General features: G+C 61.2%; 10 protein-coding genes and 1 tRNA gene. 9 read left to right on the top strand and 2 right to left on the bottom strand.

The window, feature by feature from the left end; genetic code table 11:
- Window positions 1-193 precede the first annotated feature (193 nt).
- The 4 genes from betI to betB are packed head-to-tail and all read left to right on the top strand — an operon-like array spanning window position 194 to window position 5510.
- A complete protein-coding gene (gene betI / locus RPG13_RS15605) occupies window positions 194-784 on the top strand; it encodes a choline-binding transcriptional repressor BetI (RefSeq protein WP_337125439.1) in 591 nt (196 codons plus the stop codon).
- On the top strand, window positions 781-2349 hold the full coding sequence (betC, locus tag RPG13_RS15600; RefSeq protein ID WP_337125438.1) for a choline-sulfatase: 1569 nt from the start codon (window positions 781-783) through the stop codon (window positions 2347-2349). Before betI ends, betC begins: the two co-directional genes overlap by 4 nt.
- Window positions 2342-3994: a choline dehydrogenase gene (betA, locus tag RPG13_RS15595; RefSeq protein ID WP_337125437.1), complete on the top strand. Its 1653-nt coding sequence runs from the start codon at window positions 2342-2344 to the stop codon at window positions 3992-3994. The genes betC and betA overlap by 8 nt, the downstream gene beginning before the upstream one ends.
- 52 nt (window positions 3995-4046) lie before the next feature.
- Entirely contained in the window at window positions 4047-5510 is a 1464-nt protein-coding gene (betB, locus tag RPG13_RS15590) for a betaine-aldehyde dehydrogenase (RefSeq protein ID WP_337125436.1), read from the top strand.
- Between the two features lie 9 nt (window positions 5511-5519).
- Here betB and RPG13_RS15585 read toward each other — a convergent pair whose 3' ends face one another.
- Window positions 5520-6431 (bottom strand): LysR family transcriptional regulator, encoded by a 912-nt coding sequence (locus RPG13_RS15585; RefSeq protein WP_292645028.1) that lies wholly within the window; start codon window positions 6429-6431, stop codon window positions 5520-5522.
- 97 nt (window positions 6432-6528) lie between these two features.
- Between RPG13_RS15585 and RPG13_RS15580 the strand changes: the two genes are divergently transcribed.
- Window positions 6529-7407 (top strand): NmrA/HSCARG family protein, encoded by an 879-nt coding sequence (locus RPG13_RS15580; RefSeq protein ID WP_337125435.1) that lies wholly within the window; start codon window positions 6529-6531, stop codon window positions 7405-7407.
- Between the two features lie 108 nt (window positions 7408-7515).
- Here the strand turns inward: RPG13_RS15580 and RPG13_RS15575 are convergent, their stop codons facing one another.
- Window positions 7516-9036, bottom strand: a complete 1521-nt coding sequence (locus tag RPG13_RS15575; protein WP_127289068.1) for a phosphomannomutase/phosphoglucomutase — start codon at window positions 9034-9036, stop codon at window positions 7516-7518.
- A 204-nt stretch (window positions 9037-9240) separates the two neighbouring features.
- Here RPG13_RS15575 and RPG13_RS15570 point away from each other — a divergent pair.
- From RPG13_RS15570 to RPG13_RS15555, 4 genes are all read left to right on the top strand, one after another.
- Window positions 9241-9317 (top strand) — tRNA-Pro (locus RPG13_RS15570).
- A 1138-nt stretch (window positions 9318-10455) separates the two neighbouring features.
- Window positions 10456-11112 (top strand): Crp/Fnr family transcriptional regulator, encoded by a 657-nt coding sequence (locus tag RPG13_RS15565; RefSeq protein ID WP_337125434.1) that lies wholly within the window; start codon window positions 10456-10458, stop codon window positions 11110-11112.
- 723 nt (window positions 11113-11835) lie between these two features.
- Window positions 11836-12675 carry a LuxR C-terminal-related transcriptional regulator gene (locus RPG13_RS15560; protein ID WP_292621769.1) on the top strand — a complete coding sequence of 280 codons (840 nt, stop codon included), beginning with the start codon at window positions 11836-11838 and terminating at the stop codon, window positions 12673-12675.
- 694 nt (window positions 12676-13369) lie between these two features.
- Entirely contained in the window at window positions 13370-15205 is a 1836-nt protein-coding gene (locus tag RPG13_RS15555; RefSeq protein WP_158302622.1) for a polysaccharide biosynthesis/export family protein, read from the top strand.
- Window positions 15206-15292 lie beyond the last annotated feature (87 nt).

Genomic DNA, 15292 nt, shown 5'->3' with positions numbered 1-15292 from the left:
GATGTCACGGCGCGCCTCAGCATTGTTCAAGCATGAACCGTTCCGCCGACTTCGTGAAGGGGCCAGAACCACACAATCGCTTGATCTTGATATCTGGTCATAGCGCCTGACCTTTGCCACAAAATCAGGCTGGATTTTTGTTGATTGATCCGTCAATAAAAAATAATCTTGTCGCAACAGGGCCGGAGCAAGAATGCCGAAAGTCGGAATGGAGCCGTTGCGCCGCAGGGCGCTCATCGACGCGACGATCTCAGCGATCGGCGAGCGCGGCTCGCTTGATGTGACGATGTCGGAAATCGCCGGGCGCGCCGGCGTGTCCTCGGCGCTTGCCCATCACTATTTCGGCGCCAAGGACGAACTTTTGCTGGCAACGATGCGGCATATCCTGGCCGAGCTGACCGCCGACATGCGGCGCGCGCTTCGATCGGCCAGCACGGCACGCGAGCGCGTCTCGGCGGTGGTCGCCGTCAATTTCTCCCACGCCCAGTTCCAGCCGGAGACGATTGCGGCCTGGCTCGCCTTCTATGTCGAGGCGCAGAAATCGGCAGCACTTCGCCGCCTGCTTAAGGTCTATGCGAGGCGCCTGCATTCCAATCTGTTGAGCGGGCTGACCGGCATCCTGCCGAGAAGCGAAGCCGACCGTGTCGCCGAGGCGACCGCTGCGCTGATCGACGGGCTGTATATCAGGCGCGCGCTGAAGGACGGCGTGCCCAATGCCGCGACTGCGATCGCACTGATCGAGGATTATCTCGAAACGAAACTAAGCCGGCGGAGCGCGCAGTGACGTCCAAGCGACCCAATTTCCTGATCGTCATGGTCGATCAGCTCAACGGCACATTGTTCCCGGATGGGCCGGCGGACTTCCTGCACGCGCCGCATCTGAAGCTACTGGCGGCGCACGCGACGCGCTTCAAGAATAACTACACCGCCTCGCCGCTCTGCGCACCGGGCCGGGCCGCGTTCATGAGCGGCCAGTTGCCGTCACGCACCGAGGTCTATGACAACGCTGCCGAATTCGTCTCGTCGATCCCGACCTATGCGCATCATCTGCGCGCCGCCGGCTACCATACTTGCCTGTCCGGCAAGATGCATTTCGTTGGGCCGGACCAGTTGCACGGCTTCGAGGAGCGGCTGACCACCGACATCTATCCGGCCGATTTCGGCTGGACGCCGGACTATCGCAAGCCCGGTGAACGGATCGACTGGTGGTATCACAATCTCGGCTCGGTGGTCGGTGCCGGTGTCGCCGAGATCACCAACCAGATGGAGTATGACGACGAGGTCGCTTTCCACGCGGTGCAGAAGCTCTATGATTTCGCCCGCGTCTCCGACGACGCTTCGCGCCGGCCGTGGTGCCTGACGGTTTCCTTCACCCATCCGCACGACCCCTATGTCGCCCGGCGGCGCTATTGGGATCTCTACGAGGACTGCCCGGCGCTTGAGCCCGAGGTGGGCTTCATTCCCTACGACAGGCAGGATCCGCATTCGCAGCGGCTCTACCGGGCCAGCGACCATGACAGCTTCAAGATCACGCCGGAGCAGATCCGCCGCGCGCGGCGCGGCTATTTCGCCAACATCTCCTATCTCGACGACAAGGTCGGCGAGTTGCTGTCGGTGCTGCAACGCACGCGAATGCTCGACGATACGATCATCCTGTTCTGCTCGGATCACGGCGACATGCTCGGCGAGCGCGGCCTGTGGTTCAAGATGTGCTTTTTCGAGGGCTCGGCGCGGGTGCCGCTGATGATCGCCGGCAAGGGCATACACGCCAAGCTGATCGAGACCCCAGTCTCCAATCTCGATGTCACGCCGACGCTTTGCGACCTCGCCGGCATCGACATGAGCGCGATTGCGCCATGGACCGACGGCCAGTCGCTGCTGCCGCTGCTCGACGGTAAGGAACGCACTGCGCCGGTGCTGATGGAGTATGCTGCCGAAGGCTCCAACGCGCCGATGGTGGCGATCCGCGAGGGCCGCTACAAATTCATCCATTGCGAGATCGATCCGCCGCAACTGTTTGATCTTGAATCGGATCCGCTCGAGCTGACCAATCTCGCCGCCGACCCGGCACATGCCGCTTTGGTTGCTGGTTTCACCGAAAAGGTCCGGGCGCGCTGGGACATGGCGGCCTTCGACGCCGCCGTGCGCACCAGCCAGGCGCGCCGCTGGGTGGTCTACCCGGCGCTGCGCAACGGCACTCACTACCCCTGGGAATTCCAGCCGCTGCAGAAAGCTTCGGAACGCTACATGCGCAACCACATGAACCTTGACCTGCTCGAAGAGCAGAAGCGCTTTCCGCGAGGCGAACCCTCGCTCGCTGATTTCATGGCGCATATGAACCATGCTTGAGGCGGATTTCGTCATCATCGGCTCCGGCTCGGCCGGCTCGGCCATGGCCTACCGCCTGTCGGAGGATGGCAAGCATTCGGTGATCGTCATCGAGTTCGGCGGCAGCGATGTCGGGCCGCTGATCCAGATGCCGTCGGCGCTGTCGATCCCACTCAACATGAGCCTCTACGACTGGGGCTTTGCCAGCGAGCCGGAGCCGCATCTCGGCGGCCGCGTGCTGGCGACGCCGCGCGGCAAGGTCATCGGCGGCTCGTCCTCGATCAATGGCATGGTCTATGTACGCGGCCACGCCCGCGATTTCGACCATTGGGCCGAACAGGGCGCGGCTGGCTGGGGGTTTGCCGACGTGCTCCCCTACTTCAAGCGCATGGAGGACAGCAATGGCGGCGAGAATGGCTGGCGCGGCCACGGCGGCCCGCTGTCCGTGCAGCGCGGCTCAAGGACCAACCCACTCTACGGCGCCTTCGTCGAGGCAGGCCGTCAGGCCGGCTTCGAGCTGACCGACGACTACAACGGCGCGAAGCAGGAAGGCTTTGGGCCAATGGAGCAGACCATTCGCGGCGGCCGCCGCTGGTCGGCGGCGAGCGCCTATCTCAGGCCGGCGCTGAGACGGAAAAATGTGAGCTTGGTCAAGGGCTTCGCCCGGCGGGTGATCATCGAGAATCAACGCGCCACTGGTGTCGAGATCGAAACGCGCAAACGGATTCAGGTGGTCAAGGCGCGACGTGAAGTGATCGTTGCCGCCTCCTCGATCAATTCGCCCAAGATCCTGATGCTGTCCGGCATCGGCCCGGCCGAACATCTCAGGGAATACGGCATTCAGGTGGTGGCTAACCGGCCCGGCGTCGGCCGCAACCTGCAGGACCATATGGAGCTCTATATCCAGCAGGAATCGACGCAGCCGATCACGCTGAATTCGGTGCTGAACCCCTTCTCCAAGGCAATGATCGGCGCGCAATGGCTGTTCTTCAAGTCAGGTCTCGGCGCAACCAATCATTTCGAGGCGGCCGCCTTCGTGCGCTCGCGCGCCGGCGTCGACTATCCCGACATCCAGTATCATTTCATCCCGGCGGCGGTTCGCTATGACGGCAAGGCGGCGGCGAAGGCGCACGGTTTCCAGGCGCATGTCGGGCCGATGCGATCGAAATCGCGCGGTTCTGTCACGCTGCGCTCGCCCGACCCCAGGTCGAAGCCGGTGATCCGCTTCAACTATATGTCGCATCCGGACGACTGGACCGAGTTCCGCCACTGCATCCGGCTGACGCGTGAGATCTTCGGCCAGTCGGCATTCGATCTTTATCGCGGCGAGGAACTCTCGCCGGGCTCGCACGTGCAGTCGGACGACGATCTCGATGCCTTCATCCGCGACCATGCCGAAAGCGCCTACCACCCTTGCGGCACCTGCAAGATGGGTCGCGCCGATGATCCGATGAGCGTCGTCGATTCGGAATGCCGTGTCATCGGCGTCGAAGGGTTGCGGGTCGCCGATTCCTCGATCTTCCCGCGCGTCACCAACGGCAATCTCAACGCGCCGTCGATCATGACAGGCGAAAAGGCCGCCGACCACATTCTTGGCCGCACGCCGCTGGCGCCGTCCAACCAGGAACCATGGATCAATCCGCGCTGGCAGGTGTCAGACAGATAGGCCATGATCCGGCGGACTGCTCCGCTCTGGCGAAGACGATTGGAGAACAGCTATGCGCGCCCAACCAACGGCATCGCACTATGTCAACGGACGCTACATCGACGACGAGCAGGGTGCGCCGCTGCCGGTCATCTATCCGGCAACCGGCGAGACCATCGCGATGCTGCGTTCGGCGACGTCGAACGTGCTGGAACTCGCGATCGAAGCGGCGCGTGCAGCACAACCGGCCTGGGCGCGGCTGAAGCCGGTCGAGCGCGGACGCATCCTGCGCCGCGCCGCTGACATCTTGCGCGCGCGCAACACCGACCTGGCGCGCATCGAGACGCTTGATACCGGTAAGGCGATCCAGGAGACGCTGGTGGCGGATGCGCCATCGGCAGCCGACTGCCTCGAATATTTCGGTGGCGCGGTCGCTGCCTATAATGGCGAGTCCTTCGATCTCGGCGGACCCTTCGCCTATACGAGGCGCGAAGCGCTGGGCGTCTGTGTCGGCATCGGCGCCTGGAACTATCCGATCCAGATCGCCGGCTGGAAATCGGCACCCGCACTCGCCATGGGCAACGCCATGGTGTTCAAGCCGTCTGAGAACACGCCATTATCGGCGCTGGCGCTCGCCGAAATCTATACCGAGGCCGGCCTCCCCGACGGGCTCTTCAACGTGGTGCAAGGCTATGGCGATGTCGGCGCCGGCCTCGTCGGGCATGATGTCGTCGCCAAAGTCTCGGTGACGGGCTCGGTGCCGACTGGGCGCAAGGTGCTGTCGCTCGCCGGCTCGAAGATGAAGCACGCCACCATGGAGCTCGGCGGCAAGTCGCCGCTGATTGTCTTCGACGATGCCGATCTCGAAAACGCCATTGGCGGCGCCATGCTCGGCAATTTCTATTCGACCGGCCAGATCTGCTCCAACGGCACGCGGGTCTTCGTGCAGAAGGGCATCCACGACCGTTTCGTCGAACGGCTGGTCGAGCGGACGAAGAAGATCCGCATCGGCGATCCGCTCGACCCGGAAACGCAGATGGGACCGCTGGTCTCGAAGGCGCAGCACGAAAAGGTCATCGGCTATATCGAGGCAGGCAAGCAGGATGGCGCTGTGCTCGCCTGCGGCGGCAATGTGCCTTCGCTGCAGGGTTTCCAGGACGGCTTCTTCGTCGAGCCGACGGTTTTCACCGGCGTCACCGACACGATGCGCATCGCGCGCGAGGAGATTTTCGGGCCGGTGATGAGCGTGCTCAAATTCGACGGCGAGGACGAGGTGATCGACCGGGCCAACGATACCGAGTTCGGCCTTGCCGCGGGTGTGTTCACGCGCGACCTGCCGCGCGCCCACCGCGTTATCGCCGAGCTGCAGGCCGGGACCTGCTGGATCAACGCCTACAATCTGACGCCGGTCGAAATTCCCTTCGGCGGCTTCAAGCAGTCGGGAATCGGGCGGGAAAACTCGCTTGCCGCGCTGGCGCTCTATTCGCAGCTGAAGTCGGTCTATGTCGAGACCGGGGATGTGGCGAGCCCGTATTGAGGCACGCGGCTACTGCTGGTCAGCCGCAGTATTTGCCAGACTGGAAATCCGGTCGGATGCAAGCTCGATGAATGCCTTGACCAGGGGCGAAAGATGCCGGCTGCTCGGATATAGGACATGCAGCCCGCCAGCCGGCGTCGTGTAGTCCCGGAGAACGCGGCTCAGCCGCCCCCCATTGATGAGGGGCTCGGCGATGCTGTGCGGCAATTGGGCGATGCCGAAGCCTGCGAGCGTGGCCGCAACGACCGCCTGCATTTCATTAGCGGCGAAGCGCCCGGCCACCGTGACCGTCTCCTGACCGTGTGGCCCGTCCAGCACCCAATGGCTGCCCGAGGTCGAAGGGCCTGCGATGACGCACTGGTGGTGCGCAAGATCCGCCAGGCGTTTCGGCATCCCGTGCCTTGCGAGATAGTCCGGGCTGGCGCAGAGCAGCCTGCGCGTGGAGCCGAGTTTGCGGGCAATCAGCGTCGAATCCTGAAGGATGCCGGTTCGGAAGGCGAGATCTATACCGTCCTCAACCAGGTTGAGCTTGTCGTCGGTCAGGCGGAGCTCGACCTTGGTCTTCGGATACATTGCCAGAAAGTCGACCACGGCAGCTGTGAGGAAATGGCTCCCGAAGCCAACGGGCGCCGAAATGCGAATCGTGCCCGATGGCTCCGCCTTCGCTTCCGCAAGGCGCAGATTTGCTTCCTCGATCGTCCGCAGCGCCTGACTGCTCTGCTCATAATACAGACGCCCGGCATCCGTCACATTGAGGCTGCGCGTGGTGCGCTGCAGCAGGCGGACCCCAACCTCACGCTCGAGCGCGGCAACGCGTCGACTGACCGTCGTCTTGGGCATGGCAAGCAGCCGCGCGGCAGCGGTGAAGCTGCCAGCTTCGACGACGCGAGCGAACACCACGATGTCATTGAGATCGATCATTGTATCCGCACATGGGACAAAGTTTTCCAATTATATGCAATTGTGCATCAATGTGACAGACCTTAATTTTGCTCCACCGCAAAAAAGGAGCAACCACATGACCACTAAACGAAGAGTTCTAGTCACCGGCGCCACAGGCCAGCAAGGCGGCGCAGTCGCGCGTGCCTTGCTGTCGAGCGGACATCGCGTCAAGGCATTGACGCGCAGGCCGGACAGCGATGCCGCGCGGCAATTGGCGTCGGCAGGCGCCGAGATCGTGACCGGCGATCTCGGCGATACGGCCTCCGTTGTGAAGGCTGCAAAAGACGTCGACACCATGTTCTTGATGGGCAACAGCTACGAGGCCGGGATGGAAGAGGAGACCCGCCAGGGGATTCTAGCCGCCGATGCAGCCAAGGCTGCCGGCGTCGGGCATCTGATCTATTCGTCCGTTGCCGACGCCAACAAGAAAACCGGCATCCCGCATTTCGAAAGCAAATATCTCGTCGAGCAGCATGTCGAACGGCTCGGCCTTCCCTATACAATCAGCGCCCCGGTTGCTTTCATGGAGAATTTCGTCGCGCCGTGGTCGATCGGCGCGCTCAGCCAAGGCACGCATGCTTTCGCAGTGCCCGCCAAACGCCCCCTCCAGCTGGTCGCCCTGGCGGACATCGGCGCCTTTGTTGCCACCCTGGTCGAGCGGCGCGAGCGCGTGTTCGGCAAGCGTTTCGATTTCGCCGGAGACGAGTTGTCCGGCGAAGACCAGGCCAAGATCCTTTCGCAGGCCATCGGCCGCCCGATCAACTATCAGGAAATTCCGATCGCGGTGGCCCGCCAGCAAAGCGAGGACGTAGCGCTGATGTTCGAGTGGTTCGACCGCGTCGGCTACGACGTCGATATCGCGGCTTTGCACCGAGATTTCCCGGAGGTCCGCTGGCACAGTTTTGCTGACTGGGCGCGGAAGTTCGACTGGAACGCTCTTGAGCAGGCATCTTAAGCCCGACTGAGTTCCCGTTTGCGATGATGCCCGGCGGAAGCGGATCAGCGACAAGCTGGACCGCTTCCCTTGCATGGTCCTCTCACCCTGGATGCGATGAGGCGCTACCTAGAAGGTCTGATTGTAAGCGCCGACTTCCGGGCTGCGGCGCAGCACTGCATCGACGCCTTCGAACATCTGCCGGCGCCGCTCCGACGACACCGGGCTCTCCACCACCACGACAAGCTCCGGCTTGTTCGATGACGCCCGCACCAGGCCCCAGGTGCCGTCCTCGGCAACGACGCGCACGCCATTGACTGTGATCAGCTCGGCGATCTTCTGGCCGGCGAAGACAGTGCCGTCCTGCTTCATGGCCTGGAAATCGGAAACGACCCGCTCGACCACACCGTATTTCAGCTCGTCGGCGCAGTGTGGCGACATGGTCGGCGTGCCGAAGGTCAGCGGCAGGGCGCGATAGAGATCGGCCATGCTGCTGCCCGGGCTGCGATCCAGCATCTGGCAGATGGCGATGGCTGTGATGAGACCATCGTCATAGCCGCGCCCAATCGGCGGATTGAAGAAGAAATGACCGGATTTCTCGAAACCAGCGATGGCGCCAAGCTCAGCCACGCGCCGTTTTATGTAGGAGTGGCCGGTCTTCCAATAATCGGTGACGGCGCCATCGGCGCGCAAGGCGGCGTCGGTGTTGAACAATCCGGTCGACTTGACGTCGACGACGAAGGTCGAGCCGGGATGCAGTCGCGCGATGTCGCGCGCGAGCATGACGCCGACCTTATCGGCGAAGATCTCGTTGCCTTCATTGTCGACCACGCCGCAGCGGTCGCCATCGCCGTCGAAGCCGAGCCCGACGTCGGCTCCCGTTTCCAAGACCTTGTCGCGGATCGCGTGCAGCATCTTCATGTCTTCGGGATTGGGGTTGTAGTTCGGAAATGTATGGTCGAGCTCGACATCGAGCGGGATCACCTCGCAGCCGATCCGCTCCAGCGCTTCAGGCGCGAAGGCGCCGGCGGTGCCGTTACCGCAGGCGGCGACCACCTTGAGCTTTCGTGATATGCGTTTCCCAGTGGTCAGGTCGTCCAGATAGGTTTTGCGGAAATCCGCAACGAAGTCATAGGAGCCGCCGCCGACAAGGTCGAAGTCGCCGGCAAGCACGATCGTCTTCAATGCGCTCATTTCTTCCGGACCGAAGGTCAGGGGACGCGCCGCCCCCATCTTGACGCCGCTCCAGCCGTTTTCGTTGTGCGAGGCGGTGACCATGGCGACGGACGGCGTATCGAGCGCGAACTGGGCGAAATAGGCCATCGGCGACAGCGCCAGCCCGATATCCCTGACCCGCGCGCCGGCGGCCATCAGCCCGGAAATCAGCGCCAGCTTTATCGCCAGCGAATAGGAACGGAAATCATGCCCGGTCACGATATCCGGCCCGGCGCCCAGGCGCCGGATCAGCGTGCCGAGCCCCATGCCCAGCGCCTGGACACCGATCAGGTTGAGCTCCGGCGGCTCCGCAGAGCCCGGATGGCCGAACCACCAGCGCGCATCATACTCACGAAAGCCGGACGCCTTGATAAGCGCCGAGGTTTCAAACTCGAAGGTGTTGGGACGGGCTTCGCTAACGATCTTCAGGGGCAAGACAGCAACTCCAAGCGGCTGGAATCAGAATGGTTTCAACGCAGGTGGCCGATGCCTATAACACGAGCCTTTAAGCCGTGTTTATCCCCCAGGAAACTGAAACCTGTATGACGTTAAAGCGAAAGCGGAAGAAATGCGACAGAAGCGCTGCCATTGGCGCTTGCAGGAACGAAGTGCGGCGGCTATAAGCCCGCGGTCTGGTCACGGAGTGTAGCGCAGCCTGGTAGCGCACATCGTTCGGGACGATGGGGTCGCAGGTTCAAATCCTGCCACTCCGACCAGAAAAAACAATGACTTAGGCAGCCCGAATACCGCCTACCCCACAGAAAACCGGAAACAGCATCTAGGCACCTCGGTGCAGCTGGCAGACGCATGATTGTCAAGCGCTATCTATGCCATTGCACCCGCCAGCCCGGATCGGCTTGTTTCCGCACCGACCGAAGCCAAGACCACATTAACCACTCGCGATTTTGCAGATGGTGCTCTCTGAGGCCGCGCCATCCAAACTAGTCTGCTGCGCGCCAAAAGCTCGCAACCGCCGATAGCTGTCGAATGACTTCAATGGGCAGGAAGCGGTCCGACCGGTTCTGGTAAGACGCGCGAGAATGCAAAAATTCAATCCGGTGGGTCCGACGTCTCGAACTGACCCGAAGACAACATCCATACTTCGAGCTACGGCCTGCCCCTCTGCGCCTCCATATCGCAGCGATATGACCGCCTCGCGACTACAGCGCGGATTGTTTCGTTGTTTCCGCTGCGTCCTCAGTCCCGCCGCCCTCTCATCGAGTGGACCAGTCTCGTTTCGCGTCGCCCCGTTCCTTAGAACTGAGGCGATGGAACCGCGAATGGAATAGGACAAGATCGAGCAACGGTCGCCGGATAGTGCGCCGCCTCAGCTTTATCCACCTATGGAATAAATCGATAGGGGATAAACACATGATCGAGCCCGAACAGGAACTCGTAGCCCGTAGTGCGGCAAGTGGTCAGGCCGGACGCGTCAGCGTCAGCATTCCTCTTCCCGCATTCGTTCATCGACCGCACAGCGAAGAAGCGTGCGCTTTTCTTGCGGCATGCCATGAACGCTGCGTTTGAACTCAGGCATCGGCGTCAGCGTTTTCATGATGAAAATTATCGGCCGCATCGAGCGCGCCGGCAACCGCCACGCCGCCGAGCGAGCAAAGAGCGAGTAACCCGAGACAAGCCGGGAGCCTTAACCGCCTGATGCTTGCAACACCTTGATCTAAGCGCAATTTGCCTCATTCAAACAGACGAGGACAGTGGGCCAGCCTGCCCCTACGGTAGGAGATCGTTCTGTCGAACTCGTCCGGGGGCAATTATTGTGCGGAAACAGGGGCAAACTCGCGAATCTTCATGCAGACACTATGGCAGTTCATGCGCTTGCATCCGATAGGGGCGACATTGTCGAAGAACGATTGGGGAAATGACGATTTTCTCGGTGTTACCGCAAAAATCTACAAACCCCATTCGGAGATTGGCCGCCAGGATGACGACAACCATGAGATATTCATCGTAAAATCGGGTTGGGCCATCCTTTACCACGGGCTACCGGACGGAGAACGGCAGATCATCGACACTCCCCTCACGGGGGACATTGTCGGTTTCCGTTCTGTGGACGGACCACGTTTAGCCTCGCTGGCGTCCATAACCGAACTAACTGTTTATGAAATTTCCAGTAAGGAACTTGTCGAGGCCGTCTTGTCGGAAGGCCGTCTCGGGAAGAAGATCGTCTGCTCCCTGGCCCGCCTGAACGCCATCCTTGCCGAACATCTCATGAATACCGGGCGGCGGACCGCGATGAGCCGCACCGCCCATTTCCTGCTCGAGTTGGAGGAGAGGCTCTCCATGGTTGGCTTGTCGGCCCATGGAAGATATGAGTGTCCCCTTACGCAATACGACTTGGCCGACATTCTCGGAATGACCACCGTTCACGTCAACCGAACGTTGGGGGAACTCCGCAGGGCCGATCTCGTCTCTTTCAAGGCGGGCCATGTACAGGTGATCAACCGCAAGAAGCTGGTCGAAATAGCCGGATTCGACAACGAGTATCTCAGGTAACGGCTATCTCCTAGAGCGGCAGCGCACGGGCCATTAGCAAGTTTTCCGCTGGAAGACGACCCTCCGCCGTTGCTGGACCGGTTCCAGCCAAATGTTTCCGGGCGACTGGTCGTGCGCAGCCTGGCGGGCAGTGATATATCTCGACCACACGGTATCAGCATCCGGCGTGCGGTGAAGGACGGGCCGAGCGGAACCTAACCTCGTTCGTGTTGAGCAATATGCAAAAAGGCCCGGCCATCATGACCGACGGCGACACGGCCTATCGCGCGGCGAGAGCGTGCCGCCGAATAAGTGCAAGTTCACACACTGCAGCAGATCCATCGGGTGTTCTCACACCTAAAGCGTTGGGCAACGATATCAAAGCGCTGCGACCTGACCATGCCAACCACCCCTTCAGGAATCCTCGCCTATCGCTGCAATCGCCGCAGGCACCATCCTCGTTCAACTCCTAAGGCTTGAGATGGCTAAGCCGTCCCACACTTGCGTCTTCAGGCAGATTGCAGCGCCTAGGGTTCCAGTTTGGCGTCCGTTGCCGGCAAAATTTACCGAAAAAGCAACCTATGTTAGAGACTGCTTATAAATAGACCTTACACTGCCCAACCTGTTCTCGCCAAGGAGGGAGTGAGGAACTGCAAGAGACTCAAACCGGGGGCATCGAGTGCGGTTGGCGCGTGGAGTGCCCTACTCGACGCGTGTACCTCAATCGCGCCGGATTGAGAGGCAATGATGGCAAGACAATCTTTTATAACAGTACTTGTCGGGCCGAGCGAGTTACTCCGAGAAGGCCTTAGTCGAATCCTGAATGCGGCAAAGTTTCGTGTCCTTTTCTCGGCGGCTTGTGTTCACGATCTTCTGCAGAAGCCGCTAGCCCAGCACCGGCCCATCTTGCTCATCATAGATGTCGGCGGTACTGATGCGGGCGCTGAATTCGCACAAATTGCAGAATTCAAAGCGATTTATCCGACCAGCCATGTCGTCGCGCTAGCCGATCACTGTCGATCGACCGATATAGTTTCAGCTTTTCGTGCGGGGGCAGACGGGTATTTGATAAAAGTCGCTGCTTACGACACCTTTATCAAAGCTCTCGAATTGGTTATGCTTGGGCAGACGGTGTTACCTGCCGAAACTTCAACGGCTATTCAAGATATAAGGCATGATCTGAAACCTGACGCGGTAGCTGATGAGTTAACAAAGGTGGTTGTTAAATTGGAGCATGAGGATCAAGAACTATCAATTTTGTCGAATCGGGAAAACTGTATTCTACGTCGCTTAATCGAAGGGGAGTCTAACAAAGCCATCGCGCGCGAGATCAACATTGCCGAAGCTACGGTGAAGGTACACGTCAAGGCCATCCTCCGAAAGATCCGGGTCCGCAACCGTACACAGGCTGCAGTTTGGGCGATGAATCATGGCATGCTTACTCCCGCGTCTGGCAATGGCCCGTCAGGGAACGAAAAGATAGCAACTCAACCGTCTCACCATCCGCAAAATCTACTTAAGGCACAAAAGGGGTACCACTTTCTCGACAATATTCATTCAATGAGACCGGCTTCCCTGCCTTGATATATCGGCATTCGGGCTGGTGCGTTCGCTTGCCAAGCCTCACCCTGATACGAGGCTCCGCGATCAAGAACGTCCAGGTTCAAATCACCCTCGGCGGTGGCAGCGAAGGAGGTGCGACGTTTGTATTGGAAGCGGGCCGTCGCCGATCGGTTTTCCTCAAATCATGCGGCAAGCGTTGTCGTCTGTTCCTGCGTCGGCGGGATGTGCGCGACGCGGTAGCGTTGTCCAAGCGGCACGGGCTTCGGCCGAGGGCGTGAGAGCTGACGAAAGGAATATGAGGCGGGGCCAGGTCCGCTATGGTTACCTCACCTCTATGATCAAGTTGCAAACAGCGCAACCATCCTGCCAATGCATGCCGGAGCCGCAGACGGTTCGAGGCGCTGCGTCGGTAAACCAAGATTTCCGCCTCTTCGTTGCGTTCGATCGCTTTTGTCCCGTTTGCCATCAAAGAAGTTCTCCTGCAACGCAGCAATCTGGCCATTGGACGAGTTCTATCCGGAAGGAGTGCCCACAAAGGGATAGTTGTGCCGCTAACGGCGAAGGGTCACGATAAGGCAGAGCCGTGCCCGTCGACCCGTGCTTGACCAGTTCGGGACGGGATGGCCGCCATTGAAAGCCACGCGCCATGGCCATGGATACAAAATACAATTCCGACCCCGTCGCTCCTTCGTCACGGGCGGCTCGCCGCAGGGGAATGAAGGCCATCCTGCTTGCCTTTGGGCTCTGCGGGGTCGCCGCCCTGGGAGGGGCCGCGATCGGAAACTGGCCGGCCGTCGAGGTTGTTTCCGGACCCGTGATGCAGAAGATCGAGGATATCTCCGGAGCCGTGATGCAGAAGGCCGAGGATGTCTCCGGCGCCGTGGTGCACAAGGCCGCGGATGTCTCCGGAGCCGTGGTGCAGAAGGTCGCGGATGCCTCCGGAGCCGTGATGCAGAAGGTCGAGGATGCCTCCGGAGCCGTGGTGCAGAAGGTGTCTGCTGCTATCGATAGCTGGCAAGGACAACCGGTCCAAGCCACGGCCGAACCCTCTCGCGCGATCGTGTCGGGACCGGCTGCGGCGGCGCCGGTCGAACAGAGCGCCGTCCCTGCGGTCCCCACCAGTGCCGAGCCCCCCAAAACTCTCAGCACGGGACCGGATGCGTCCGCCGCGGCGTTGGTCGAGCGGAGCGTCGTCCCTGCCGTCCCCACCAGTGCCGAGGGCTCCAAAACCCTCAGCAATGCGCCAGGCGTGCCAACCGGAGCCCTGTTTGGCATCGGCGACCGCCTCAAGGTCACGTTCTACGAGCGCGTCGACGTCGAGGAAGACAAGTGGGGGCGCGCGTCCTCTGCCTTGCACGGCATCCTGCAGCGTCCGGAACTGAGCGGCGAATATATTATCCAAGAGGACGGCACGATTTCCGTGCCCTTGCTTGGCTCCATTCCGGTCGCCAACCGGTCGACGCAACAGGTACAGGCCGACCTGGTGGAAACCTTCAATCAACTGCTGGGCCGCGAGGGACTGGTGAACATCCTGCCGCTGGAGCGCCCACCCATTTACGTGCTGGGGCCGGTCAAGAATCCAGGCTCGTTCAAGTATGCGGCCGGCATGACGATCCTGCATGCGATCGCGCTGGCCGGCGGACTCGACCGGGCCGAGAGCGAACCGTGGCAGAAGATCGAAACCGTGCGTGAGACCCAGAAGCGGAGCGCGGCGATCGATGCGATGTTGAAGTTGCTCGCGCGCGCGGCGGTGCTGAAGGCCGAGCGCGACGGCACGGCACCCACTATCCCGCGCCAGTTGCTGGAGCTGGCCGGCGCGACCGAAGCTGCCAACCTCGTCAACGAGCAGAGCGACCGGCGCAAGGCCGTCGCCACGGCCCGCAAGGATCGCGAGCGCGCGAGCCTGCGGGCGCTGGAGGCGGCCAGGCAGGATGTTGTCGCTTATAGGCGCATGGAGTCGCTCGACGAATTGGTCAAGCTGCGCCAGGAGCGCGTCAACAGCATGCGCACGCTCGTGGACCGCAAAGTTCTTAGCATGACGGTGATGGCTCAGATCCAGAGTGAGTTGTCCGACGCGGAACAGCGTCGGCAGGACGCCCTTAACCAGTACGCGAGCGCCAACCAGCGCCTCGCTTGGTTAGAGTCTGAGGTGTTGCGGACCCGGGCCGACCTCAGGAACGATCTGGAGGTCGAGATCGAGACCGCGGAGAGCCAGATCGCGGCCAATGTGCGCGAGTTGAACGCCAGCGAAGGCATCCTTTACACGTTGCCGGTGACCCGCGCCCAATTTGCGAAGGACGCAAACAGCGTAATTTATCAAATCGTGCGGCAATCGGCAGCCGGGCCGGTCAGCATCGAGACCGTTGGGATGACCCTGTTGCAGCCAGGCGACCTCGTCAACATCATCGTGGGCGAAAGCGAGCCAAGAGAACCGGCCGATTCGTCGGTCCCGACCTTGTCGCCGACCTGCGAGAGCTTGCCTGCCGCGTGCAACCCAAGCGACGTCGACCCTGCCCGCGTGGTGAGGGAGGAGAGGATCGATCCGAATTGATATGGCTTCTGCCAGTGATGCGTGCCAGTTGATGCGGTCACTACTTTCTAAGCCTGGTCTTGGAAACGTCGAAAGCCCTGATCGGCG

The organism is Mesorhizobium sp. ISC15 (genome assembly GCF_037162615.1).
GTDB lineage: Bacteria > Pseudomonadota > Alphaproteobacteria > Rhizobiales > Rhizobiaceae > Mesorhizobium > Mesorhizobium mediterraneum.
Note: the sequence above shows the minus strand (reverse complement) of the source record. Positions and strands in the feature narration are given on the sequence as shown.